This is a genomic window from Ferrovibrio terrae, assembly GCF_943372915.1.
Classification (GTDB): Bacteria; Pseudomonadota; Alphaproteobacteria; order Ferrovibrionales; family Ferrovibrionaceae; genus Ferrovibrio; species Ferrovibrio terrae_A.
In genome coordinates, this window is record NZ_CALSAN010000001.1 from 87,604 (window position 1) to 111,436 (window position 23,833).

Here is a 23,833-nt window from a genome sequence, read left to right on the forward strand (position 1 = left end):
CTCAGTCCTTCAGCCGTTCGATCACGGCGCCGCAGGCGGCCAGCTTTTCTTCCAGCCGCTCGTAGCCGCGATCCAGATGATACACGCGGTTCACCACTGTCTCGCCTTCGGCTGCGAGGCCGGCCAGCACCAGCGACACCGAGGCGCGCAGATCGGTGGCCATCACCGGCGCACCGGTCAGCTTGGGAACGCCACGCACCAGCGCCGAGGAACCATGCACCACGATATTGGCGCCCATGCGGGTAAGTTCGGGCACATGCATGAACCGGTTCTCGAAGATCGTCTCGGTGATCATCGAGGCGCCATCAGACACCGTCATCAGCGACATCATCTGCGCCTGCATGTCGGTGGGGAAACCCGGATAGGGCTGGGTGAGGAAATCGACGCCCTTGAGCCGCGACCCGTTGCGCGCGATCGACACACCGCGCGGCGTTTCGGTGATCACGCAGCCGGCCTCGGTCAGCTTCTCGGCCACGGCCTCGATCAGGTCCATGCGCGCGCCGGTCAGTTCCACCTTGCCGCCGCAGATCGCAACGGCGGCGAGATAGGTGCCGATCTCGATACGGTCGGGCACGATCTTGTGGGTGGCACCGCGCAAGCTGGGCTTGCCATGGATGGTGAGATGCTCGCTGCCGATGCCCTCGATCATCGCGCCCATCGCCACCAGGCACTGGGCCAGATCGGCGATCTCGGGCTCGCGCGCGGCATTCTCCAGCACGGTGGTGCCTTCGGCCAGCGCGGCGGCCATCAGCAGGTTCTCGGTGGCGCCGACCGAGACCTGCGGGAAGCGGATCACCGCGCCCTTCAGGCCTTTCTTGGCCTTGGCCTTGATATAGCCGTTCTCGACCGTGATCTCGGCGCCGAGCGCCTTCATGCCCATGATATGCAGATCGACCGGCCGCGTGCCGATGGCGCAGCCGCCGGGCAGCGACACTTCCGCCTCGCCGAAGCGGGCCAGCAGCGGGCCGAGCACCAGCACGGAGGCGCGCATCTTGCGCACGATATCGTAGGGCGCCAGCGTGGAGGTGATCTTGCCGGCATTGAGATGGATGGTGCGGCCCTCCGGCGTGCCGTTGCCGCCATCCATCGACACATCGACGCCGTGCTGCTGTAGCAGATGCGCCATGGTGGCGATATCGGCCAGATGCGGCACGTTGGACAGCGTCAGCGTCTCGTCGCTCAACAGGCTGGCCGCCATCAGCGGCAGGGCCGCATTCTTGGCGCCGCCGATACCGATGCTGCCGTCCAGGGGCTTGCCGCCACGCAACCGAATTCTATCCATAACGCATTGATTCCAAAGAACTACCGGCTGAAACCGCCGGCCAGAGCTAAATAGGCCACCGATTGTCTAGCGCAACGGGGGCCGAATCGCCAGTGCGGGCGGATGTAACGCCCGGATGCGTCAAGGAAAGCCGGGGCGGCAGCCCCTAAAGCTTGGGCAGGGTGACGCCGCGCTGGCCCATATATTTGCCGGCGCGGTCGGCATAGCTCACCTCGCAGGGCTGATCGCCCTTGAGGAACAGGAACTGACAGGCGCCTTCGTTCGCATAAATCTTGGCGGGCAGCGGCGTGGTGTTGGAGAATTCCAGCGTCACATGGCCTTCCCATTCCGGCTCCAGAGGCGTGACATTCACGATGATGCCACAGCGCGCATAGGTGCTTTTGCCCAGGCAGATCACCAGCACGTCGCGCGGGATGCGGAAATATTCCACCGTGCGGGCCAGCGCGAAGGAATTCGGCGGAATGACGCAGACATCGGTGTCGCGGTCGACAAAGGACTCGGGCGAGAATTCCTTCGGATCGACGACGGCGCTGTTTACGTTGGTGAAGATCTTGAACTCGCGCGCCACGCGCGCGTCATAGCCGTAAGAGGACAGGCCGTAGGAGATCGTGCCTTCGCGCTTCTGCGCCTCGACGAAGGGTTCGATCATGCCTTTCGTTTTCGCCATTTCGCGAATCCAGATATCGGACATGACTGACATGCGGTGATCCTTCGGCGGCAGAAAAACAGTGCCTTCGGGCTTAAGCGGGCGGGCCCAGCCCGTCAAGACGCCGCCCCGCCACCGTTCCCCGCCGTGTCATCGGGGTCACTGTCAGGGCCGCCACTCCGGCCGCGGGTCTGCTGCTTGCGGCGGCCCAGGTTGGCCCGCAGGGTCTGTGCCAGCCGCGCCGCCCGGTCAGCCCGCTGCTTCGCCTTGCGCTGTCGGTTTTCCGACACCGTTTCCGGTGTGCTGTCAGGTTCGTCGCTGTCCGCCATGCATCCTCTGGCGCGGCCCGACCATGGCCGGCATGCGATTTCAGCGATAGCCAGCCCCGCCCCCCGGCGTCAACCCGAATCCGTGCCCCATGCCGCGCCGCGCCGGGGCAGCAAATCCCGGGAAACACGGTCGAATCTCCGATTTCGCAAAAGCCGGCCAAAAGCCGCCATGTCGCGCTTGCGCCGGCCGGCCGGCTGTGGCAGTTTCCGCGCCCGACGCCGGCCGGGCCCTTCGGGCGCGAGGGCCGGTTTGTCGTTTTTGGCCCTTACGGGGCTGCTGTAGCTCAGTGGTAGAGCACCTCATTGGTAATGAGGAGGTCGACAGTTCAATCCTGTCCAGCAGCACCAGGCTTCTTGCTTTAGTAATGGCCATCCGCAGCCTGGATCTGACTCCAAGATCACGCTTCGCCGCCGAACGGCTTGCTACTAAATACTTACAATCAGTCCTGAAATAAGACTTTCGCTCCTCAACTCATGCATGCCACAACTGACATCTAAATGTGGGCTGATTGGCGGCCCGTAATCCTTTATCTTGAAATTACTAGATTATGCACCGCAGCCTTCGCAACCTACTTTTTGCGATTGTTTCCTTTGGATCACTGCTCGCAACATTTTATCTGGTTGATCCAGAAACCGTTATTGCCAGCCTCCATTCCATCGCTTGGCCCGGAATTCTGGTGGCCGTGCTATTGGTGCTGACAAACACCATTTTGTCGCTCCTACGGTTCCGTTCGGTACTAACGGCTTTCGGCTTCAACCCGAGCTGGCGCAGCCTGTTCTTCGCTCATTCCATCGGCCAGATCTCCAACCAGATTCTACTCAATGTGATTGGTCAGAGCATCAGCCGAGCGGCGGCGCTGGCTCCTGATGGCGTGCCACTTAGTGTTTCGATCATGGCAACCTACTGGGAGCGGATGCAGGCGGCCGCGATCCTGTTCCTGCTCAGCCTCGGGGGCCTATGGTACCTGTTCATCAATTTACATTTCGATGTGCTGCCGACCACAAAGTATATGGCATCGCTGATCGCAGCGCTCTCGATTACAGCGATTGTTGTCGCGCTTACCGCCCTTCGATCGGCACGACTGCTGCAACACTTGCCCAGTCAGTTGCGGGGCATTCTACGCCTGTGGCCGAGCCTGCTGCTCACCCTTGCTGCGCATGGCTGCATGCTGGGCACCTATCTGAGCCTGCTATGGGGCCTGGGTATATCGCCATTTGATGGCCGCGTGATCGCAGCCCTCATCATCGTGATGTTCACAGCCAGCCTGCCGATCAGTTTCTCCGGCTGGGGCATTCGCGAATTCAGCGCCGCCCAGGCCCTAGGTGTGATCGGCATCAGCGAATCTACCGCCGTGGCGAGTGCCGTTTCCATCGGCCTGATCAGCCTGCTTGTCACAGTGCTGTTCATGATCTGCAGCAGCCTGCTTTTGCTGCGCCGGCGCCCACCCGCCTTGGCGCCGTCGTCAGCCGACATGAGTATAGCCATCGACTGGAGCGGCATAGCCGTGACAGCCTGCGCCATACTCTGTGCCACACTGTTGTTTTTCCAGGTTCGCATACCGTTACAGGGCGGTGAGCTGACGGGCAATCTTGCCGATCTCATCGCCTTGACCAGCCTGGGGCTGACCCCGATTTTCCTCTGGAAGCACCGCAATGCTTTGCCGGCACCCAGCGTTCTCATCATCGGCCTGTTTGCCGTTTCGGCCGTGTTTGCTATTTCGCTGTTCTACGGCTACAGCCGGTTCGGGTGGACGAGTTGGGCCTTCATCAACCGTGGCCTGGGTTGGTTGATCATTCTTGGATACACTACCACCGGCCTGTCCATCGCCATGAGTGGCAAGGCACAGTACCGCGACGCCGTTCTTGGTGCCGTTGTCGCCACAGGAACTACACTTGCTGTCCTACAGATCATCCTGTTGGTAGCATCTCTGGTCGGGGTGTCGATCCAGCGCGATATCTTTGCGCTACCGCTGCAAGCCTACGCAGGCAACACCAACGCCTTCGCTGTTCAGATGTCTGTCACCGCCGCTGCCGCTATCACCGCACAGCATCTCGGGTTGTTCGATCGGTGGAAATACCTGCTGCCGGCAATCCTGACTGTGCTGGGCATCGTGATTTACTATAGCCACTCAAGAGCTGGCATGGGCATATTTGCCATCACTCTGATCGCCATGATGGTCTTCCCCGGCCACTTACCGCGACGCCGGTTGGTGCCAGCCATCCTTCTGCCGCCATTGGCTATCGCGGCATTTTCATTTCTCTACGATAAAGTATACAACCACCTGCTCACCGAAAATTCCTTTGTCATCCTGATGTTGGCCGTGAACGTGACGCGCGAGTCGGGTGATCTTGAGCGCTGGAAAAGCATTATCGATGGCTGGCAGATGTGGTTGCAACATCCGGTTTTTGGTAGCGGGCTGGGCGCCTACATGGAACAGCATATCAGCGCCACCGGTCGGGCATTGATCATACACTCTGTGCCCATATGGCTGCTGGCAGAGACCGGACTGCTCGGTTTTGGCGTCATCGCAGTTTTCTTCTGCGCTCTTTTGCGCCACGCCTACCAAGGTATCGATCAACCGAAGAATGGATGGTCCATAGGATTATTGATCCTGCTGCTGAGTTTTGCTGCCGGCAATATCGTGCACGACTTCTTCTTCCAACGCAGTTTCTGGTTCCTGCTGGGACTATTGATCGCCCTGCCGAACGGTAACCAGCAGGCATCCACAGTGAAACCCGTTTGACGACAGCCAGCCATCATGGCGTACACTTCCGCCATGACACGGCCCACCCCCTTTTCCGACGAACCGGCCCTCGAAGCCGTTGCGCGGTACTGGACGCACAAGCGCCAGCAGGATGGCACCCGGCGCTGCATGCCCGATCGTGGCGAGATCGATCCGCTCGAGCTGCCGCCGGCCTTCTGGCCCAACCTGATGATCACCGAACCGGCCGCAGGCGGCGCCTGGCGCTATCGCCTGGTCGGCTCGGCGCATGTCGAACGCTATGGCATGGATTTCACCGGCAAGACCACGCATGACATCATGCAGGGCAGCTATCGCGATTACATGGGCGCGATCTACCACGCCACCTTCCATGATGCCGTGCCGGTCTATTCTGAGAGCGTGTTCCGCTGGGATGCCGCCGGCTTTGCCATGACGCGGCGCCTGATGCTGCCGCTGAGCCAGGGCGAAACGGATCGGCCGGCGCTGGTGCTCAGCATCCAGGTATGGCCGAGTGCGATGCCGATCCAGCCACGCAGCATCAGCGACCTGAGCCGCAGCGGCGGCTTCAAGGATGGCTTCTTCCTGCGCCTTGACCCCGACAGTTTCCAGCCACTGCCCGATCCGACCGGCAGCAAGCCCTGACATGAATCACTTTACCGGTGGCCGGATTATCGCGGGCTCTGATCGCGCGGAGGATCTTGAACAGCCAAGCCTGCGCGACTTCCATCGCTACTGGCTCGACAAGCGCGGCACGCGACGCTGGCCTTCGCGCGCCGATATCGATCCGCTCGATCTCAAGTCCCTGCTCGGCAGCATTGCGCTGCTCGATGTCGTGCATGAGGCAGATGTTACGGCGCCGCCGCGCTTCCGCTACCGCGTGTTCGGCACCAGCTTTGTCGAATGGTTCGGTTTCGACATGACCGGCCGCATGGTCGATGACTGGCCGGCGCCGGAATACCGTGCGGTGATGAACGCGTCCTATCGCGAAGTGGCGATGGCGGGACGTCCGTTCCGCCGGCTGCGCAGCTTCGTCAAGGACAACCGCGTGCTGCGCTACGAAGCGCTGATGCTGCCGCTTGGCAACGACAGCACAGACGGCACGGCATCGCGCATCGAACAGATCATCGTGGCGCAGGTCTTTACGGCGTGAAACCCGATCCGGCGCGTTACGGCGCCGGATAGCTGGTCTGATAGCGGCTGGTCAGCGTCAGCGGCACGCTGCCGCTGTTGGTGACGGTCACATAGGCCGCACCGCTGGCGCCACGGCCATAGCGATCATACAGCTCGATCTTGCCACCGGCCGGCACGGCAATCGCGCTGCTGTCGGCAGGGAGCTGCAGGCTGCCGGCGCTGCTGCTGCTATTGACCACGGTGATTGTGGTGTAGCCATAGCGGTCGCCCACATCGAGCTTTGCGGTTGCACCGGGCGCGACCGTGATGGTGCCGGCCTGTGCAGCCGCAGCAAGGCCGGTGGCCAGCACGGCGGCCAGCGCCAGACGGGAAGCGAGGGTTTTGATGTTCAACATGATCAGTCTCCATGCCGTCCATATTGCAGTGCAAAGCACCTGCAGGACTGCAGGCAACAAGTATGACGCGCTCTGACGATTGCAAAGGTCACGTCCGTGTGAAAGCCGCCACTCTGCGGCGAGCGTCACAGTTTTCAATGCAAGCCGGCTTAGTAATCGCCTTACGGTCACAAATCGTTAGGTATTTCCCGCATAATGGAATAAAATTTCAACCACGCTGCACGCAGGGGTTCATCCCGGGGGAGACTAAAAATGGGGCAGCAATACCCGTTCGTTAATTATCAGATCGACGGCAAGGTGGTGACGTTGATCATGGTGTCGGAAGCCGGGGTGGCGACTCCGGAAATGGCACAGCGGTCGATGGCCGCGTTCAAACAGCGCCTGAAAAAAGATGAAGTTGTTCTGGTTGCGAAGGGTGTGAGCCTGGCGCCGATCTACATTGGTGCAAAGCCCTTCGTCGACAAGCTGAAAGACGTTCCGCTCCACAGCATTCCATGGGGCAAGGTCGAGATGTGACGGACAGGCCCGCTCCGGCGGGCCTTTTCGTATCCGGAGAGAGCCACTGACAGGGCGGCCCGTTTAGTGGCCGCCATTTTTGTGCTTTCTGCCCGCCCCCGCCAAAAGCAGGGGCGGATTACAATCGGCACAGTCGATTACAATATCCGGAAGTATTAATTTCCCCGATCATAAATCCGGACATAGGCTGGTCGCAGACGCTCCACGGCGGCGGAGTCAGCTCCTCTCACTGCGCCGCTGCTGCGGGAGCCGGCTGCATAGCCGGCTCCCGCTTCTTTTCGGATGAGCCGGTTCAATCGAGGAAAAAGCTGCCCTTAGGCTCGGCACTGCTGTCGGTCGCATCGGGCGGCGGTAGGCCTCTGCAGTCCTGCAGGCTGGCGCCGCCGAGATGGATATCGGTGAATCTCGCCTGGCTGAAATCAACGCCTTCAAGCCGCGCCCCGCGCAGATCGACACCATTCAGATTGGCACCGGCCAGCTGCGGATAGAACATGCGTCCGGTCGGTCGGCCATCGGGCGTGGTGAGTTCCGCGCCGATCAGCTGCGTATTGCGGAGGGTGGCGGCGGCCAGATTGGCTTCGCCGAAGATGGTGCCAGCGCAAACTGCCTCATCGAAATTGACCCGCTGCAGGTCGCAGCGGGTGAAGTTGGTGAAGGTGAGCTGAGCGCAGACGAAATATGCATCGACAAGACCCGCATCGGTGAAATCCGCGGCGCGCAGGTCGCAGCCGGAGAAATCGGTACCGCGCAGCCGGCGACCGGAAAAGTTGGCGCGCTCGCCCTCGCTGCCGCCGGTGGCAATCCAGCGCGAATGACTGGCCAGGATCGCCTCGATCTCGCCATGCATGGCAGCATTGGCGCTGCGCATCGCTGCCCCGATCAGATTGGCGCCACTGACATTGACGGTGCTGAGATCGACATTGCGCAAGTTCGCACCGCGCAGATCCGCCCCCTTCAGCTTGGCGCCATCGAGCCTGGCGCCCAGCAGGTTGCACTCTTTCATTTTGGCTTCGGTGAAATCCGCACCGGTAAGATCGGCGCCGGCAAAATTGACGCCATAGAGATTGGCGCGGGCGAAACTGGCACCGCGCGCCGAGGCCACCGCCAGATCAGCCTCCTCAAGCTGGGTGAGCGACAGATCGGCACCATCGAGATCGGCGCCACGAAGCGTCGTAACCTGGCGCCGGTTCCCGCCCTTGTCCTGGATCTGCATCTGGCCTGGACGCATATCGGCCTGGCGCAGGCAGGCGCCGCGCAGACTGGCACTGTGGAAGTTGGCGCCGCGCAGATCGGCACGGTCGAGCTGGGCGTGATTCAGGTCGGCGGCGGCGAAATCGGCGGCGAACAGGTCGGCACGGCGCAACGCGGCATTGGCCAGGCTGGCCCCGACGAAGCGGCAGGCCGCCAGAACCGCATCATCCAGGGGCGCACCATCCAGCACCAGCCGGGAAAAATCCTCGTCACGTCGTTTCATACGCTCGCCACCCTGGCGCTGCGCCAGATAGGCGGCATGGCGCGACAGGGCATTGATCAGGCTGGGCGGCGGTAAATGGCGGTCGGTCATTGTGGCCTTCTGTCAGCCCGGACCTTCTGTCCGGGATGCACAGCAAGCTTAGCGGGGCGCGGCTACAGCGCCAACGGATATTCCGCAGAATTTATGGGTTTGCGTAGGCCCGATTGCTCAAAGGAGAACGCTGCGGCTACTCAGCGACTCCACTGAGGCCGATGCAATCGCGCAGGTCGGCACCGGAGAAATTGGCCCGGCCGAGTTTGGCCTTGCTGAGATCGATGTGATCCAGCACGGCACCGCGCAGGTCGGCGCCGGTCAGATCGACATCGATCATGATAGGATACAGCGTACGACCGGTCGACTGATGGCTGGCACTGAACAATGGCGCGCCCACCAGCTTGGCACCGCGAAAGGTTGCCTCAGCCATATTCGCGCTGGTGAAATTGACGCCGCCAAGATCGGCCTGGTCAAAATTCGCCTTGTTGAGATCAGCGCCCAGGAAGCTGGCGAACAGCAGCTGCGCCGAGGAGAAATCGGCCGCCTTAAGATCACAGCCATGCAACTCGGCGCCACGCAGATCGCAACTGGAGAAATCGCAGCCGGCCAGTTTCTTGCCGCTGAAGATGGCGCGCGAGCCTTCCGCGCCACCGGTGGCGATCCAGCGGCTATGGGCATGCAGAATCACCTCAATCTCGGTCGGCAGGTTGGCAGCCTTACGATAGGTGGCAGCCGAGAGGTCGACGCCCTTGAGGTTGACCTTGGTGAGATCGACATTGCGCAGATTGGCGCCGCGCAGATCGGCACCCTGCAGCAATGCACCTTCGAGGCGCGCGCCGATCAGGTTGACATCGCGCAGACGGGCCGAGGTGAGATTGGCCCCCGACAGATCGGCACCGGCCAGGTTGACCGCAAACATGCTGGCATTGGCGAAATTGGCGCCGGTGGCCGAGGAGACCGACATATTAGCCTCGTCGAGCTGGGCCGAACGCAGGTCGGCGCCATCCAGCTTGGCTTCCGAAAGATTGGCCGATTGCGACTTGGTGCCGCCGCCATCGACAATAATCTGGCCCGGCCGCAGATCGGCCTGGTTCAGCGAGGCGCCACGCAGCACCGTCTTCATCATATTGGCGCCGCGCAGATCGGCGCGATCGAGGATGGCGCCCGACAGATCGGCGCGCATGAAATCAACCGCAAACAGATCGGCGCGTCGCAGTTCCGCCTTGACCAGCGAGCTGCCGCTGAGCAGACAGCGCGACAGCACGGCATCATTCAGCTTGGCGTTATCCAGACGGAAAAACGAGAAATCCTCGCCACGGCGCTGCAGGCGCTCGCCTTCGCTGCGCCCACCAGCCCAAGCGGCATGCCGGGACAGGGCATTGGTCAGCTGCTGCGGTGGAAAACGAAGTTCGGGCATACTGTCTCGTAAAGCTTGGAAATCTGCCGAGATTAATAACTTGCTAGATTAACGCACCGACTCATTCTTGCTGCAAGAGTATTTGATACCCGACCTTAGCAGGCAGGGCCTGTTGGATGGGAGTGAAGAGCCGATAACCCTGGAAAGGGTTAACGCCGGCCAGGCGGATCAGCGCTTGATGCCCAGGCAGTCGCGCAGTTCGGCACCCTGCAGGTTGACGCCGGGCATTTTCGCCTCGCCGAAATCGATACCTTCCAGCGTGGCGCCGCGCATGTCGGCGCTGGTCAGATCGGCCGCCTCAAAGCGCGGGTAGATCGTCTTGCCGGTGCGCTGGTTGCGCGCATTGTACAGATCGACACCGACCACGCGGGCGCCGCGCCAACGGGTTGCCGCCAGCTTGGCGCGCACGAAATTGGTGCCGCCCAGATCGGCCATGTCGAAATTCGCCTTGGACAGGTTGGCATCGATGAAACTGGCAAACATCATCTGTGCGTTGGTGAAATCCGCACCTTCCAGCGAGGCGCCGTGCAGTTCGGCGCCGCGCAGATCGCAGCCGGAAAAGTTGAGGCCATCCAGTTTCTGGCCGCTCAGCACCGCGCGTACCCCCTCGGCACCATTGGTGGCAATCCACAGGCTGTGCGACTTCAGGATCGCCTCGACATCCTCAGGCAGCTGATCGCCCTTGCGATAGATCGCACCCTGCATCGACACGCCATCGAGATCGACCTTGCTGAGATCGATGTTGCGCAGGTTGGCACCGCGCAGATCGGCGCCTTTCAGCTTGGCGCCAGCCAGATTGGCACCGATCAGGTTGGCGTCCTTGAGCTTTGACCCGGTCAGGTTGGCGCCCGAAAGGTCGGCACCGGCCAGATTGACCGCAAACAGGCTGGCATTGGCGAAACTGGCCCCGGCGGCCGAAGCCACGGCCAGGCTGGCCTGATCGAGCTGGGCATTCTTGAAATCGGCACCGTCGAGCTTGGCGCCATCGAGATTGGCATTGACCTGTTTGCTCTCGCTGGTCTCGGCGATCATGATCTGGCCGGGGCGCAGATCGACCTGGCTGAGCGAGGCATTGCGCAGGATGGCGCGGCCCATATTGGCGCCGCGCAGATCGGCACGATCCAGCACCACGCGGGTCAGATCGGCATTCTGGAAATCGGCGCAGAAAAGATCGGCCCGGCGGAATTCCGCGCCGGCCAGCGAAGCATTGCCGAAACCGGCCCGCGATAGGATGGCGTCATCGAGCTTGGCGCCATCAAGCTGCAGGTTCTCGTAATGCACGCCGCTTTGCTGCAAACGCGTGCCGCCCGGACGGCCGGCCAGGAAGGCGGCGTGGCGGGAGAGGGTTACCTGGACTTCATGCGGCGGTAAGTTGCGTTCGGCCATAGCGTTGAACATGGGCAATTACCCGGTCACCGGGTAGTTACTAAACGCTAATGTCTCACAACCCAGTCCGCAACCCATAACTGTAATTGTGACGAATTCTTACTATCTAAATTTTACAAGCTATCCCAGAGGCTTAGCTCTGGTACCCTGCCGCAGCCCGGAGCGCATGCCCGTGCAATGCCGTAACTCGGCACCAGCAATATTCACTTTCTCGAAGATCGAGCTGGCAAAATCGACCCCCTCGATCACCGCGCCGCGCAGATCGGCCCCGGTGAGATCGGCATTGTCGAAACGGGGAAAGATCGTCTTGCCGGTACGCTGGTTCAGCGCGTTGAAGATTTCCACCCCGACCAGCTGGGCCGCGCGGAAGGTGGCGCCAAGCAGGATGGCGCCCGAGAAATTGGCGCCGCCCAGCGTGGCCTGATCGAAATTCGCCTTGCGGATATCCGAGCCGACAAAACTGGTGAACAGCAACTGGCTCTTGGTGAAATAGGCGCCGGCCAGGTTGGTGTCGTGAAACACGGCGGCGCGCAGGTCGCAGCTGGAGAAATCGACGCCGGGCAGTTTCATGTTGCTGAACACCGCGCGCTCGCCGCTCAGGCCATTGGAGGCGATCCACTTGCCGTGCGCCAGCAGCTTTTCCTCGATTTCGGCCGGCAGCTTGGCACCGCGATAGATCGCACCCTGCATCATCGCGCCGGTCAGATCGGCATTGCTCAGATCCACGCTGCGCAGATTGGCGCCACGCAGGTCGCAGTTCGCAAGCTTGGCGCCGTCCAGATTCGCACCAACAAAGGTGGTATCCTTGAGCTTGGCACCGGAAAAGTCGGCGCCGGTGAGATCGGCACCAGTAAGATTGACGGCAAACAGCGACGCGCCGACGAAAGTGGCATTCATCGCGTTGGCATTGCTCATATTCGCCTGGTCGAGATGCGCATGGCCGAGATTGGCCTCTTCCAGGTTGGCGCCAGACATGTTGACCGGCACATCCTGCTGCTTCTCGCGCTCGGTGCCGTCCTCGTCCTTGATATGCTGCATGATCTGGCCGGGCCGCAGATCCGCCTGCTTGAACGAGGTCTTCTTGAGCGTCGCCATCAGGAAATTGGCGCCGCGCAGATCGGCACGGTCGAATGTGGTTCCGGTGAGGTCAGCGCGGGTGAAATCGCTGCCGAACAGGTCGGAGCGCAGGAACTTCGCCTCTTTCAGCGACGAGCCGGCAAAGCTGCAGCCAGGCAGGATCGCATCGTCGAAGGCTGCACCATCGAGACGCAGATCGGAAAAGTCATCCCCCCGGCATTGCAGGCGTACACCGCCGGGCCGGCTGGTCAGATAAGCGTTATGGCGCGACAAGGCCCAGACGACGGGCTCCGGCGGTATCCGCGCGGACATGGCAAGATTTCGGTTTGCAGTTGGACTAAATGGTGACAGTTCGACAACACAGTGTAGAGAAACCGTCTCGACACCGCCATGCTTTTGTCAGCGAATCAAGATGTTAAACAGGCTTTCCAGAATCTTTAGCAACCGCTAGTGTTATTGCATTCAACAGGGGAATGCGTCGATGGCGTCCGCCAAATTGCGAACGGGCAAGGCCGGTAAAAAGGCCGTGGGGCAGAGCAAAGCCGGAAAGATCAGTGACGATAAAGGTGGCGCCAATCGCCGCCGTTTCGATCGCCGAGACACCCATATCGTCGCCCAGCTGATTCACAACGACACGGCCGTGAGCGGCATGGTGACCAACCTGTCGCTGGAAGGCTGCCTGTTTGCGCCACGCATGGATATCCCGGTCGGCGCCCGCATCAAGCTGAAGCTGGCCGGCGAGCAGAAAGGCGTGCCTGCCACCGTGAAGGCGGTGAGCGATCTGGGTGTGCATTGCCTGCTGCATGCCGGCGGCGCCACGCTGGGCCGGCTGTCGGTGGAAGTCGATGACATGGCGCTGCTGATGCTGAATGCCAGCCGTCCACATGTGGTGGCACCGAAGCCCGTTGCAGCGCCGACGCCGAAGCCGACCGCCAAGAAAAAGCCCGCTGCCAAAAAGAAGCCCGCGGCAAAGAAAGCGGCGGCGCCGAAGAAGCCTGTAAAGAAAACGGCCGTGAAGAAGAAATCCGCCAAGCCGGCAGCCAAGAAAAAGCCGGTGGCAAAAAAGAAAACCGTCGCCAAAAAGCGCCGCTGAGGCTTAAGCCGGTATCACCGCGGCCACCGACCACTGCTGCGCTGCTTCGGTGGCAAACACCAGGATGCTGTCCTTGCCCACCGCCACGGTCTCGGGCACCGCTGCAGCCCTGCGTTCGAGCCGGATCTGTGCCGTGTTCACCGGCAGCCCATAGAAGCGCGGACCGTTGAGGGAGGCAAAGGCCTCCAGACGGTCGAGCGCGTTTTCCTCGGCGAAAACCTGCGCATAACATTGCATGGCGGTCGGCGCATTGAAGATGCCGGCACAACCACAGGCAGCTTCCTTCAGATGCACGAAATGCGGGGCGGTATCGGTGCCGAGGAAAAAGCAGGCTTCGCCCGAGATCGCCGCCTTGCGCAGCGCCAGCCGATGGGTTTCGCGCTTGGCGATCGGCAGGCAGTAGAGATGCGGCCGCACACCGCCCTCGAAGATCGAACTGCGATTGATCATCAGGTGATGCGGCGTGATGGTGGCGGCAAGCTGCGGCGCATGCGCACGCACGAAATCGGCCGCCTCGGATGTGGTGATATGTTCCAGCACCACCTTCAGGCCGGGGAAATCCTTGAGCAGCTTGCCCAGGATGCGTTCGAGGAAAACACGCTCGCGGTCGAAGATATCGACGCTGTGATCGGTCACCTCGCCATGCAGCAGGATCGGCATGCCGATCTTTTCCATCATCGCCAGCACACCATGAATGCGCGCGATATCGGTGACCCCGTGTTGCGAGTTGGTGGTGGCGCCGGCCGGATAGAGCTTGGCTGCGACCCAGACACCGCGCTTGAAACCGTCGGCAATATCGGCCGGGTCGGTGTTGTCGGTCAGATAGGCCGTCATCAGCGGCTGGAAGCGCGACCCGGCCGGCAGGGCCGCCAGGATGCGCTGGCGATAGGCCTCGGCCAGTGCCGTGGTGGTGACCGGTGGCTTCAGGTTCGGCATCACGATGGCACGGCCGAACTGGGCTGCGGTATGCGGCAGGACGGCGGCCATCACCTCGCCATCGCGCAAATGCACATGCCAGTCGTCGGGCTGGCGGATCACCAAGGCGGAACTGCTGCTGCTCATCGGGGCCTCTGACTACGATCCCGCAATGCATACGCGATTTGCGCTTTTCCGGCCAGTCTCGGGTCCCACGGTATGGCGGGCCGGTTTCATTTCTGCACCCGGGCGTCATCCCGCTTGCCTCAGCTATGTCAGCCGGTCGATATAGGCAAAATGCCGCCGGAGGACACCATGGCCGACCTGCTTTATCTGGATGATCTGACCATCGGCCAGCGCTTCACCAGCACCGGCTCGCTGACGGTGGAGGAAGCCCGCATCAAGAGCTTTGCCGCCGAATTCGATCCGCAGCCCTTTCACCTGGACGATGCCGCAGCGAAGCCCACCCTGTTCGGCGGCCTGGCTGCCAGCGGCTGGCATACCGCAGCGATGACCATGCGGCTGGTGACCGATGGCGGCATGCCGATTGCCGGCGGCATCATCGGCGCCAGCGGCGAGCTGTCATGGCCGAAGCCGACGCGGCCGGGCGATGTGCTGAAGGTTTCAGCCGAAGTGCTGGAGATCACGCCGTCGAAATCACGGCCCGATCGCGGCATGATCACCATGCGCATCGAGACGCTCAATCAGAAGGGCGAGGCCGTGCAGGTCTTCACCGTGAAGATGGTGGTGCCGCGAAAAGTGGCGACCTAGCCGCGCGCCTTAACCTTCTGGCGGAAGGCATGCAACAGCGGTTCGGTATAGCCGTTCGGCTGGCTGATGCCCTCAAACACCAGCGCCCGCGCGGCCTGGAATGCCAGGCTGTTGTCGGGATCGACCGCCATCGGTTTGTAGAGCGGGTCGCCGGCATTCTGCGCATCCACCTTGGCGGCCATGCGCTTGAAGGCGGCTTCGGCCTGCTCCTTTGTGCAGATGCCATGCAGCAGCCAGTTGGCCATATGCTGCGAGGAAATGCGTAACGTGGCGCGATCTTCCATCAGGCCGATATCGTGGATATCCGGCACCTTGGAGCAGCCAACACCCTGATCGACCCAGCGCACGACATAACCGAGAATGCCCTGTGCGTTGTTGTCGAGTTCGTCCTTCACATCCTGCTCGGAGAAATTCTGCCCGGTGGCCAGCGGAATTGTGAGCAGGGCATCGAGCGGCGGCAACGGCTGTTTCGCCACCTCGGCCTGGCGGCCGAACACATCGACGACATGATAATGCGTGGCATGCAGCGTGGCAGCCGTCGGGCTCGGCACCCAGGCGGTGTTGGCACCGGTTTTCGGATGCCCCACTTTCTGTTCCAGCATGTCGGCCATGCGATCGGGTGCCGCCCACATGCCCTTGCCGATCTGCGCCTTGCCTGACAGGCCGCAGGCGAGACCGATGGCGACGTTGCGCTCCTCATAGGCCTTGATCCAGCTGGAGGCGCGCATCTCGGCCTTGCGCACCATCGGCCCGGCCTGCATCGAGGTGTGCATCTCGTCGCCGGTGCGATCGAGGAAACCGGTGTTGATGAAGATGATGCGATGCCGCACGGCATGGATGCAGGCGGCCAGGTTGGCCGAGGTGCGGCGTTCCTCGTCCATCACGCCGACCTTGATCGTATAGCGGTCGAGGCCCAGCAGGTCTTCCACCGCGTCGAACAGGCGGTCGGTGAAGCCCGCCTCTTCCGGGCCATGCATCTTCGGCTTGACGATGCAGACCGAGCCGGCACGGCTGTTGACGAAACGACCCTTGCGCTTGAGATCATGCAGCGCGATTAGGCTGGTGACGATGGCATCCAGGATACCTTCCGGCACTTCCTGGCCATCGGGCAGATGGATCGCCGGGTTGGTCATCAGGTGGCCGACATTGCGCACCAGCAGCAGCGAGCGGCCGGGCAGCGTGAGCGTGTCGCCGCCTTTCGCGGCCGTATATGTGCGGTCGGGCTCCAATGCCCGGGTCATGGTCTTGCCGCCCTTCTCGAAACTGGCTTCGAGATCGCCCTGCATCAGGCCGAGCCAGTTGGCATAGGCGGCAACCTTGTCCTCGGCATCCACCGCGGCGACCGAATCTTCCAGATCGACAATGGTGGTGAGCGCCGACTCCAGGATCACGTCGGCCAGGCCGGCCGGATCGCTCTTGCCGATCGGATGCGCCCGATCAATCACCAGTTCGATATGCAGGCCGTTATGCTTCAGCAGCACGGCCGAGGGATTGGCCGCATCGCCGCGATAGCCGACAAAGGCGGAAGCGTCCTTCAGCGCCGGCACCAGCGCGCCGTCTTTTATTGACCAGTCCGTCACATCCGCATGGCTGCCCGATGCCAGCGGCACGGCAACATCGAGGAAGGCCTTGGCCTTGCTGATCACCTTGGCGCCGCGCGCCGGGTCGTAGCCCTTCTTCTCGCCCGCCTCATGCGGGATCGCATCGGTGCCGTAATAGGCATCATACAGGCTGCCCCAGCGTGCATTGGCGGCATTGAGCAGGAAGCGCGCATTCAGCACCGGCACGACCAGCTGCGGCCCAGCCATGCGGGCGATCTCGTCATCCACCTTGGTGCTGTCGATCTGGAACGGCGCCGGCTCGGGCACCAGATAGCCGATCTCCTTCAGGAAAGCCTGATAGGCGGCGGCATCGAAGCCCTGGCCTTTGCGCTGCATATGCCAGGCATCGATCTGTTGCTGGAGGCTGTCACGCTTGGCCAGCAGGCTGCGATTCTCGGGCGTGAAACGGGCGAAGATCGCAGCGGCACCCGACCAGAAGGCGCCCGCCTCGAGCCCGGTGCCCGGCAGGGCCTTCTCCTCGATGAAGCGGGCGAGGTCTTCGGCAACCGTGAGGCTGGCCCGGGCGACGGTCTTGGTCATGACGTTTCCTGCGGTTTTCTTAAAAAGCGCCGGCAGGCTAGCAGACCCGGCATTCATTCTGTAGATGAAAAGAATTGAACGCAGTCGTTCTCTATGGGAAACAATCACCTATGGACAGGGAATACGAGCTGTTTGCCCGGGTGATCGAGACCGGCAGCCTGGCGGCGGCCGGCCGCACGCTGAACCTGTCGCCCGCCATGGTGTCGAAACGGATCGCGGCGCTGGAGGAGCGGCTGGGCGCCCGGCTGCTGCACCGGACCACGCGCAAGCTGGCGACCACCGAGGCCGGCCAGCGGTTTTATGAACGCGTGGTGGAAATCCTGGCGGCTTCGCGCGAGGCGGAGAATATCGTCACCGGCGTCACCGGCGCGCCTTCGGGCCGCCTGCGCCTCACCGCGCCGACCTCGTTCGGCCGGCTGCATGTGGCGCCGCATCTGAAACCCTTCCTCGACACCTGGCCGCGGCTGGAAGTCGAACTGGATCTGTCGGACGGCTATGTCGATCTGGTGGCCGAGCGCATCGATCTCGCCATCCGCATCGCACCGGCCATTGAGGCCGGCCTGACCGGGCATCGGCTAGCGCCGAACCGCCGCGTGCTCTGCGCCAGCCCGGACTACTTAAAGAAACATGGCGCGCCGCAGCGGCTGCAGGATCTGCGGCGCCATCGTTTTCTGGCCGCCGCCGCACAGTTGCCCTGGCGGCTGCAGAGCAAAACCGGCACCGTGCTGGTGCAGGGCGAAAGTGCAGTGCGCACCAATTCCAGCGAGGTGGTGCGCGAGCTGGCGATTGCCGGGATGGGCATCGCCCTGCGCTCGACCTGGGATATCGGCAACGAATTGCGCAGCGGCGTGCTTCAGGTGGTGCTGCCTGAGCATCCCGGCGCCGCCGATGTCAGCATTTTCGCCGTGCATCCGGTGACCAATTTCGTGCCCGCCGGCGTGCGTGCCTTCATCGATCATCTGCGCAGCATCTATGGCGACGAACCGAGCTGGGACCGGCAGTAAGATTTAGCGCCGCACCTGCAGGCCGTGCGGACTGGCGCGATAGCCGGTCAGTGTCTTGTCGGCATGGGCCAGCCGCCAGTTCAGCATCTTCTGGGCATACTGCATGATCTGCGGCGCATAGGCCGGGTCATTGGCGACATTGTTGAGCTGCTCCGGGTCTTTCTTCAGATCGAAGAACAGCGGCGGCAAGGCGGCAAAATGCACGTACTTGTAGTCGTCATCCTGCACCACGGCGAGCGAGCTTTCATCCATCGCCGTGCCCAGCACACCCTCCGGCTTGGAATAGAAGATGTCGCGGAAATCGAATTCATAATGCACTTCGGTGCGCCAGTTGGCCGGCACGGCGCCATAAGTGAAATCGAGCAGCGAACGACCATCGCACTGGCGCGGAATATCGGCGCCGATCCAGTCCAGGATGGTAGGCATGGTATCGACGGTTTCGGTGTAGCGCTCCACGATCTGGCCGCGCGTCGATTCGGCGGCGCGATCCGGGTTGCGGATCACCATCGGGATGCGGAAGCTGGCATCGAAATAGGCCAGCTTGCCGAGCAGGTAATGGTCGCCAAGCTGCTCGCCGTGATCGCAGGTGAAGATGATCAGCGTGTCGTCCCACTGGCCGCTCTGTTTCAGATAATCGAAGACGCGGCCGAGATGATCGTCGATCTCGGTCATCAGGCCAAAGTATGTGGCGCGCATCACCCGCACCTCTTCCTCGGTCATCGCCGAGCCCAGCGCATCGGCGCCCTGGAAGAAGCCGCGCTGATTGACATTGTCGATATAGAACTTGTGCAGCGGATGGCTGGCTGCCGCCGCCTCCACCGTGGCCGCGCGCACCGGCGGCGCCATGTCGGCCGGATCGTACATGCTGTTATAGGGTTCCGGCGCGATGAAGGGCGGATGCGGCCGGTAATAGCCCAGATGCAGGAACCAGTTGCGATTGCTGGCGCCGTTCAGATAGGTGAGCGCGCGTTCGGTGAACCAGGCGGTATCGGACAGCTCTTTCGGCAGCGAGCCCGGTTCGCGCGTGGCGCCGGGCTTGCCGGCCTGCGGACGCCAGACATCCTCCGGGTTTTCCGGCAGGTCATGGCCCTTGGAGGCCATCCAGGCGAAATAGGCCTCCTTGTAGGGCTCGAAGGCACCGACCGGGCGGAAGCCATCCATGATATCGCCCAGCACGAAAAAGCGCGGATCGTTCGGCCCTGTCGTGCGCGGATCGGGTGTCGTGGTCGTATAGCCGATCAGGGCCGGGTCGTAGCCGTTGCGGCGCAGTTCATGGCCGAGATTGGTGAAACGGGAATCGAGCGGGATGGTGTTCTGCACCGCGCGATGGGTCATCTGGTAGAGGCCCGTGAGCAGCGAGGCACGGGCCGGACCGCAGGGCACCGCGGTGGTGAAGTGATTGCGGAAGGTGACGCCTTCGCGGCACAGCATGTCGAGATTGGGCGTCTTCAGGCCGGGCGTGCCGAGATGGGACAGGATATCGCCGCGCCACTGGTCGACGACGATGAGCAGGATGTTCTTGCGGGCCTTGTCGGACATGGATGCTTCGCTTTGTTGGGTTAACGCAGAGTGGGATCGAGGCGGTCGCGCAGCCAGTCGCCCAGCATGCTGATGGACAGCGTGGTCAGCACGATCACGGCGCTGGGCGCCAGCATGATCCAGGGCGCGCGGGTGATGTATTCGCGGCCATAGCCGACCATGTTGCCCAAGGAGGTGAGTGGCGGCTGCACACCCAGGCCGAGGAAGGACAGTCCGCTTTCCAGCAGGATGATTTCCGGGAAGGTCAGCGTCATCGACACGATCAGGGTGGAGGCGATGTTGGGCAGCACATGGCGGCCATAGATGCGCGCCGAGCCGGCACCGAGCTGGCGCACGGCCGAGGCATAGCCCTGTTCGTTGGCGGCCAGCGCCAGGCCGCGCGATATGCGGGCATAGCGTTCCCAGCTGTGGAAGCCCATCAGCACGACGAACAGCGTGATCGAATTGCCGAAGAAGGCCAGCACTGACAGCGCGATGATCATGAAGGGCATGCTGGCCTGGAAATCGATCAGCACCAGAATCACCGATTCAATGCGGCCACGGAAATGGGCCGCTGCCAGGCCCAGCGCGGTGCCGAGCGTGGCGGCGATCAGCGTGCCGAAGAAGGCAATGAGCAGGCTCATGCGGATCGACATGATCAGGCGCGACAGCACATCGCGGCCAAGCTCGTCGGTGCCGAGCGCATGGTTCAGGGCGCCGCCCATGCCGATCGGCGGCTGCAGGCGGGCCTTGAGATCGAAAGCCGTGAAGCTGTAGGGCGTCAGCAGGTCGGCGCCCAAAGCCAGCACCAGCATCAGCGCGATCCAGAACAGGCCGAGCAGCACGCCGGGCGGAAATGCGGTGAAGAAGCGTTTGAGCCCGCCACGGACGGGCATGGCATTCTCGGCGGGCAACGGTGCGGTAATATCGGTCACAACATCCCCCTCAATGCTGGGCCCGGCCACGGCGCAGGCGCGGATCGAGCCAGCCATAGGCGAGGTCGACGCAGAGATTGGCCGCCACCATGGAGAGCGCGATGGCGAGCAGGATGGCCTGCACCACGGCGAGATCACGGTTGGCGACTGCCGAGACCAGCAGCCGGCCGACACCGGGCCAGGCAAACACGCTTTCCACCACCACGGCACCGGCGATCAGGCTGCCAACCATGAAACCGATGATGGTGACGGTGGGGATCGCCGCATTGGGCAGGGCATGATCGGCCACCACGCGACGCCAGGGCACGCCCTTGGCGGACGCCGTGCGGATATAGGGCTGACCCAGCACTTCCAGCATCGCCGAGCGGGTGAAGCGGGCCAGAATCGCGGCCCCTGAAACACCCAGCGTGATGATCGGCAGGATGGCGGACTGCCAACCATCGTTGCCGCTGGAGGGGAGCCAGCCGAGCTGCACCGAGAAAACCAGTACCAGCAGCAGCGCCAGCACAAAGCTGGGCACCGTGAAGCCGGCCACCGACACCATCATGGTGAGCCGGTCGAGCGCCGAATTGCGATACAGCGCGGCAAAGATGCCGGCGGGAATCCCCAGGCCCAGCTTGATCATGAAGGCGGGAATGGTGATCGCCAGCGTCATCGGCACGCGTTCCATCACCAGCTCGATGGCCGGACGGCCATCGCGCATCGAATTGCCGAAATCGCCGCTCAGCGCATTGATCGCATAGGCCAGATACTGTTCCCAGATCGGCCGGTCCAGACCCCAGGATTTGCGGAAGGCCTCGATCGCCTCGGGTGGCGCATCGACCGACATGATGAGCAAGGCGGGATCGCCCGACAGGCGCAGCACGACAAAGGCGAAGGTGACGACGAAGCCGATGGTGAGAGCGGCGCGGGCGATGCGGGAAGCGACAAAGGACAGCATGGTTCCGCCTTATGCAGCAGCGCGGTCGAGATGATCCGGCGCCACGACGTGGCAGGCGACCTGGCGGCCGTCGGCCAGAATGCGCAGGCCGGGCGCCGTTTCGGCACAGAGTGCCGTGGCGCGCGGACAGCGTGTGCGGAAGGCACAGCCGGACGGCGGATTGGCAGGATCGGGCGGATCACCCTGGATCGGTGCCGGCCGCGCCGCGCCGTGGCGGACGACGGACGGAATCGCGGCCAGCAGCGCCTGGGTATAGGGATGCTGCGGATCGCGGAACAGGCTTTCCGCCTCGCCGTATTCGACGATGCGGCCGAGATACATCACGGCGACATCATGACTGATCTGGCGCACCACCTTGAGATCGTGGCTAATGAAGACATAGGCCAGATTCAGCTGCTCCTGCAGATCCAGCAGCAGGTTGACCACCTGGGCCTGGATCGAGACATCCAGCGCCGAGATCGGCTCGTCGCAGACCAGCAGGCGCGGCTGCAGGATCAGAGCGCGGGCCAGCACCACGCGCTGGCGCTGGCCGCCCGACAGTTCATGCGGATAGCGTTCGGCATGATGCGGCTGCAGGCCGACGGCAGCCATCTCGGCACGCACGCGCTCGAGGCGCTCGGCTTCAGGCATGCCGGGATGATGAATCTCCAGCGGCTCGCCGATCTGACGGCCGACCGGCAAACGGCGATCCAGTGCGCCGAGCGGATCCTGATAAACCATCTGCATGGCCTGGCGCTGGGCACGCCATTCGGCCGTGCCCGGTTTGGCCAGCGGCGCGCCATCGAACCGCACTTCGCCGGCACTGGCGGCCATCAGGCCAAGCAGCAACCGGCCAGTGGTGGACTTGCCGCAACCGGACTCGCCCACCAGGCCAAGCGTACGGCCAGGCATCACGCGGAGTGAAATGCCATCGACCGCCTTGAGCTGGGCCTTGTGACCAAACGGGCCGACACCGCCCTGGCGAATGGTGAAGTGTCGCGCCAGATCGCGCGCCTCGAGCAGCGGTTGGCTCATTGCGCGATCACCGCAACGGCATGGCCCGAGGCGGCCACATGTGGCACCGATGCCGGCACAGCATCGGGTGCCGGGTGCACCGGATCGACATGATAACGGGCATGGAAGCACTGCACGCGCTCGTTCAGATCAATCGAGACCTGCGGTGGCATGGTCCGGTGACAGCTCTCCTCGGCTTCGGCACAGCGTGGCGCGAAGGCACAGCCGCGCGGCAGGTTCCACGGCTCGGGCACCGTGCCCGGAATCGCCACCAGGCGACGGCGCGGCCCTTCCAGCACCGGCAGGGCCGCGAGCAGCCCGCGCGTATAAGGATGCCGCGGGCGGTCGAACACGCGGCCCGATGGCGCCTCCTCGACCAGACGGCCGGCATACATGACGCAGACACGATCGACATTCTCGGCCACCACGCCGAGATCGTGACTGATCAGCACCATGCTCATGCCGCTGTCGCGACGGATATCCTGCAGCAGAGTGAGAATTTGTGCCTGTACCGTCGCATCCAGCGCCGTGGTCGGCTCGTCGGCGATCAGCAGGTCGGGTTCGCCGGCCAGCGCCATGGCGATCATCGCGCGCTGGTTCATGCCGCCAGACAGTTCATGCGAATAGTCGTTCAGCCGGCGCGGTGCATTGGCGATGCCGACACGATCGAGCAGCCGCCTGGCCTCGGCGGTGGCTACGGCGCCTTTCAGGCCGCGATGCAGGCCGAGCGCCTCGGTGATCTGGCGGCCGATGCGCAGTACCGGATTCAGCGACGAGGACGGATCCTGGAAGATCATCGCTACCTTGCGGCCGCGGATTCCGTCCAGCACGCGGCGCGGCGCATGCAGCAGCTGCTGACCATCCAGCATCACGCTGCCGGCAATGCGCGCCTTGCCCGGCAGCAGGCCGAGCGCCGCCAGCCAGGTGACGCTTTTGCCTGAGCCGGATTCGCCGACCAGGCCGAGCGCCTCGCCGCGGCCGACACTGAGATCGATGCCGTGCAGGGCGCGGATGCTGCGGTCGCCTTGGGCGAAATCAACCGTGAGGTTGCGGATCTCCACGAACGGGTCCATGCCGATATTCCTTGTTCCTGGGGCCGGAAAGGAAAACGGCG

22 protein-coding genes and 1 tRNA gene are annotated in these 23,833 nt (G+C 62.9%); 8 read left to right on the forward strand and 15 right to left on the reverse strand.

The genetic code is table 11. The features are described from left to right. Position 1: 1 nt before the first annotated feature. The 3 genes from murA to AAG821_RS00470 form a co-directional block, all read right to left on the reverse strand. Positions 2-1,282, reverse strand: a complete 1,281-nt coding sequence (murA, locus tag AAG821_RS00460) for a UDP-N-acetylglucosamine 1-carboxyvinyltransferase (protein ID WP_341909078.1) — start codon at positions 1,280-1,282, stop codon at positions 2-4. 145 nt (positions 1,283-1,427) lie between these two features. Further along, positions 1,428-1,982 (reverse strand): dCTP deaminase, encoded by a 555-nt coding sequence (gene dcd, locus AAG821_RS00465; RefSeq protein ID WP_341909076.1) that lies wholly within the window; start codon positions 1,980-1,982, stop codon positions 1,428-1,430. A 62-nt stretch (positions 1,983-2,044) separates the two neighbouring features. Further along, entirely contained in the window at positions 2,045-2,257 is a 213-nt protein-coding gene (locus AAG821_RS00470; RefSeq protein ID WP_341909074.1) for a hypothetical protein, read from the reverse strand. Between the two features lie 273 nt (positions 2,258-2,530). Between AAG821_RS00470 and AAG821_RS00475 the strand changes: the two genes are divergently transcribed. From AAG821_RS00475 to AAG821_RS00490, 4 genes are all read left to right on the forward strand, one after another. Continuing rightward, a tRNA-Thr gene (locus AAG821_RS00475) sits at positions 2,531-2,605 on the forward strand. 200 nt (positions 2,606-2,805) lie between these two features. Continuing rightward, on the forward strand, positions 2,806-5,001 hold the full coding sequence (locus tag AAG821_RS00480; RefSeq protein WP_341909072.1) for a lysylphosphatidylglycerol synthase domain-containing protein: 2,196 nt from the start codon (positions 2,806-2,808) through the stop codon (positions 4,999-5,001). 33 nt (positions 5,002-5,034) lie between these two features. Next, positions 5,035-5,622, forward strand: coding sequence for a PAS domain-containing protein (locus AAG821_RS00485; protein ID WP_341909070.1), 588 nt, complete (start codon positions 5,035-5,037; stop codon positions 5,620-5,622). Between the two features lies 1 nt (position 5,623). Then, positions 5,624-6,130: a PAS domain-containing protein gene (locus tag AAG821_RS00490; protein ID WP_341909068.1), complete on the forward strand. Its 507-nt coding sequence runs from the start codon at positions 5,624-5,626 to the stop codon at positions 6,128-6,130. Between the two features lie 16 nt (positions 6,131-6,146). Here AAG821_RS00490 and AAG821_RS00495 read toward each other — a convergent pair whose 3' ends face one another. Beyond that, the gene (locus tag AAG821_RS00495) at positions 6,147-6,506 is read right to left on the reverse strand and encodes a hypothetical protein (protein ID WP_341909066.1); all 360 of its coding nucleotides are present in this window, start codon (positions 6,504-6,506) and stop codon (positions 6,147-6,149) included. A 252-nt stretch (positions 6,507-6,758) separates the two neighbouring features. Here AAG821_RS00495 and AAG821_RS00500 point away from each other — a divergent pair, with 252 nt between their 5' ends. Then, positions 6,759-7,022, forward strand: coding sequence for a hypothetical protein (locus tag AAG821_RS00500; protein WP_341909064.1), 264 nt, complete (start codon positions 6,759-6,761; stop codon positions 7,020-7,022). A gap of 292 nt (positions 7,023-7,314) precedes the next feature. On the opposite strand, the gene AAG821_RS00505 is transcribed toward AAG821_RS00500, so the two are convergent. From AAG821_RS00505 to AAG821_RS00520, 4 genes are all read right to left on the reverse strand, one after another. Next, the gene (locus AAG821_RS00505; protein WP_341909062.1) at positions 7,315-8,586 is read right to left on the reverse strand and encodes a pentapeptide repeat-containing protein; all 1,272 of its coding nucleotides are present in this window, start codon (positions 8,584-8,586) and stop codon (positions 7,315-7,317) included. Positions 8,587-8,722: 136 nt separating this feature from the next. Beyond that, complete coding sequence (locus AAG821_RS00510; protein ID WP_341909061.1) at positions 8,723-9,946, reverse strand: pentapeptide repeat-containing protein; 1,224 nt, start codon at positions 9,944-9,946, stop codon at positions 8,723-8,725. A 168-nt stretch (positions 9,947-10,114) separates the two neighbouring features. Beyond that, on the reverse strand, positions 10,115-11,344 hold the full coding sequence (locus AAG821_RS00515) for a pentapeptide repeat-containing protein (RefSeq protein ID WP_341909059.1): 1,230 nt from the start codon (positions 11,342-11,344) through the stop codon (positions 10,115-10,117). A gap of 108 nt (positions 11,345-11,452) precedes the next feature. Beyond that, on the reverse strand, positions 11,453-12,721 hold the full coding sequence (locus AAG821_RS00520; protein WP_341909058.1) for a pentapeptide repeat-containing protein: 1,269 nt from the start codon (positions 12,719-12,721) through the stop codon (positions 11,453-11,455). A gap of 169 nt (positions 12,722-12,890) precedes the next feature. On the opposite strand from AAG821_RS00520, the gene AAG821_RS00525 reads away from it, so the two are divergent. Beyond that, positions 12,891-13,502 carry a PilZ domain-containing protein gene (locus tag AAG821_RS00525; RefSeq protein WP_341909057.1) on the forward strand — a complete coding sequence of 204 codons (612 nt, stop codon included), beginning with the start codon at positions 12,891-12,893 and terminating at the stop codon, positions 13,500-13,502. 3 nt (positions 13,503-13,505) lie between these two features. Here the strand turns inward: AAG821_RS00525 and pyrC are convergent, their stop codons facing one another. After that, positions 13,506-14,564 (reverse strand): dihydroorotase, encoded by a 1,059-nt coding sequence (gene pyrC / locus AAG821_RS00530; protein WP_341909055.1) that lies wholly within the window; start codon positions 14,562-14,564, stop codon positions 13,506-13,508. Between the two features lie 168 nt (positions 14,565-14,732). On the opposite strand from pyrC, the gene AAG821_RS00535 reads away from it, so the two are divergent. Beyond that, complete coding sequence (locus tag AAG821_RS00535; protein ID WP_341909054.1) at positions 14,733-15,188, forward strand: MaoC family dehydratase; 456 nt, start codon at positions 14,733-14,735, stop codon at positions 15,186-15,188. On the opposite strand, the gene AAG821_RS00540 is transcribed toward AAG821_RS00535, so the two are convergent. After that, a complete protein-coding gene (locus AAG821_RS00540) occupies positions 15,185-17,329 on the reverse strand; it encodes a malate synthase G (protein ID WP_341909052.1) in 2,145 nt (714 codons plus the stop codon). The two genes, AAG821_RS00535 and AAG821_RS00540, sit on opposite strands and share 4 nt — an antisense overlap. A 110-nt stretch (positions 17,330-17,439) precedes the next feature. Between AAG821_RS00540 and AAG821_RS00545 the strand changes: the two genes are divergently transcribed. After that, positions 17,440-18,333, forward strand: coding sequence for a LysR family transcriptional regulator (locus tag AAG821_RS00545; RefSeq protein WP_341909051.1), 894 nt, complete (start codon positions 17,440-17,442; stop codon positions 18,331-18,333). Between the two features lie 3 nt (positions 18,334-18,336). On the opposite strand, the gene AAG821_RS00550 is transcribed toward AAG821_RS00545, so the two are convergent. The 5 genes from AAG821_RS00550 to AAG821_RS00570 are packed head-to-tail and all read right to left on the reverse strand — an operon-like array spanning position 18,337 to position 23,792. Then, the gene (locus AAG821_RS00550; RefSeq protein ID WP_341909049.1) at positions 18,337-19,872 is read right to left on the reverse strand and encodes an alkaline phosphatase family protein; all 1,536 of its coding nucleotides are present in this window, start codon (positions 19,870-19,872) and stop codon (positions 18,337-18,339) included. Positions 19,873-19,892: 20 nt separating this feature from the next. Then, the gene (locus AAG821_RS00555; RefSeq protein ID WP_341909048.1) at positions 19,893-20,786 is read right to left on the reverse strand and encodes an ABC transporter permease; all 894 of its coding nucleotides are present in this window, start codon (positions 20,784-20,786) and stop codon (positions 19,893-19,895) included. A gap of 10 nt (positions 20,787-20,796) precedes the next feature. Continuing rightward, the gene (locus tag AAG821_RS00560; protein WP_341909046.1) at positions 20,797-21,726 is read right to left on the reverse strand and encodes an ABC transporter permease; all 930 of its coding nucleotides are present in this window, start codon (positions 21,724-21,726) and stop codon (positions 20,797-20,799) included. A gap of 9 nt (positions 21,727-21,735) precedes the next feature. Beyond that, positions 21,736-22,740, reverse strand: coding sequence for an oligopeptide/dipeptide ABC transporter ATP-binding protein (locus AAG821_RS00565; protein ID WP_341909044.1), 1,005 nt, complete (start codon positions 22,738-22,740; stop codon positions 21,736-21,738). After that, positions 22,737-23,792: an ABC transporter ATP-binding protein gene (locus AAG821_RS00570; protein ID WP_341909041.1), complete on the reverse strand. Its 1,056-nt coding sequence runs from the start codon at positions 23,790-23,792 to the stop codon at positions 22,737-22,739. Before AAG821_RS00570 ends, AAG821_RS00565 begins: the two co-directional genes overlap by 4 nt. Positions 23,793-23,833 lie beyond the last annotated feature (41 nt).

Coding starts and splice junctions, on each gene's coding strand:
- murA (WP_341909078.1), bottom strand. CDS start 1,282: ATGGATAGAATTCGGTTGCGTGGCGGCAAGCCCCTGGACGGCAGCATC.
- dcd (WP_341909076.1), bottom strand. CDS start 1,982: ATGTCAGTCATGTCCGATATCTGGATTCGCGAAATGGCGAAAACGAAA.
- AAG821_RS00470 (WP_341909074.1), bottom strand. CDS start 2,257: ATGGCGGACAGCGACGAACCTGACAGCACACCGGAAACGGTGTCGGAA.
- AAG821_RS00480 (WP_341909072.1), top strand. CDS start 2,806: ATGCACCGCAGCCTTCGCAACCTACTTTTTGCGATTGTTTCCTTTGGA.
- AAG821_RS00485 (WP_341909070.1), top strand. CDS start 5,035: ATGACACGGCCCACCCCCTTTTCCGACGAACCGGCCCTCGAAGCCGTT.
- AAG821_RS00490 (WP_341909068.1), top strand. CDS start 5,624: ATGAATCACTTTACCGGTGGCCGGATTATCGCGGGCTCTGATCGCGCG.
- AAG821_RS00495 (WP_341909066.1), bottom strand. CDS start 6,506: ATGTTGAACATCAAAACCCTCGCTTCCCGTCTGGCGCTGGCCGCCGTG.
- AAG821_RS00500 (WP_341909064.1), top strand. CDS start 6,759: ATGGGGCAGCAATACCCGTTCGTTAATTATCAGATCGACGGCAAGGTG.
- AAG821_RS00505 (WP_341909062.1), bottom strand. CDS start 8,586: ATGACCGACCGCCATTTACCGCCGCCCAGCCTGATCAATGCCCTGTCG.
- AAG821_RS00510 (WP_341909061.1), bottom strand. CDS start 9,946: ATGCCCGAACTTCGTTTTCCACCGCAGCAGCTGACCAATGCCCTGTCC.
- AAG821_RS00515 (WP_341909059.1), bottom strand. CDS start 11,344: ATGTTCAACGCTATGGCCGAACGCAACTTACCGCCGCATGAAGTCCAG.
- AAG821_RS00520 (WP_341909058.1), bottom strand. CDS start 12,721: ATGTCCGCGCGGATACCGCCGGAGCCCGTCGTCTGGGCCTTGTCGCGC.
- AAG821_RS00525 (WP_341909057.1), top strand. CDS start 12,891: ATGGCGTCCGCCAAATTGCGAACGGGCAAGGCCGGTAAAAAGGCCGTG.
- pyrC (WP_341909055.1), bottom strand. CDS start 14,564: ATGAGCAGCAGCAGTTCCGCCTTGGTGATCCGCCAGCCCGACGACTGG.
- AAG821_RS00535 (WP_341909054.1), top strand. CDS start 14,733: ATGGCCGACCTGCTTTATCTGGATGATCTGACCATCGGCCAGCGCTTC.
- AAG821_RS00540 (WP_341909052.1), bottom strand. CDS start 17,329: ATGACCAAGACCGTCGCCCGGGCCAGCCTCACGGTTGCCGAAGACCTC.
- AAG821_RS00545 (WP_341909051.1), top strand. CDS start 17,440: ATGGACAGGGAATACGAGCTGTTTGCCCGGGTGATCGAGACCGGCAGC.
- AAG821_RS00550 (WP_341909049.1), bottom strand. CDS start 19,872: ATGTCCGACAAGGCCCGCAAGAACATCCTGCTCATCGTCGTCGACCAG.
- AAG821_RS00560 (WP_341909046.1), bottom strand. CDS start 21,726: ATGCTGTCCTTTGTCGCTTCCCGCATCGCCCGCGCCGCTCTCACCATC.
- AAG821_RS00565 (WP_341909044.1), bottom strand. CDS start 22,740: ATGAGCCAACCGCTGCTCGAGGCGCGCGATCTGGCGCGACACTTCACC.
- AAG821_RS00570 (WP_341909041.1), bottom strand. CDS start 23,792: ATGGACCCGTTCGTGGAGATCCGCAACCTCACGGTTGATTTCGCCCAA.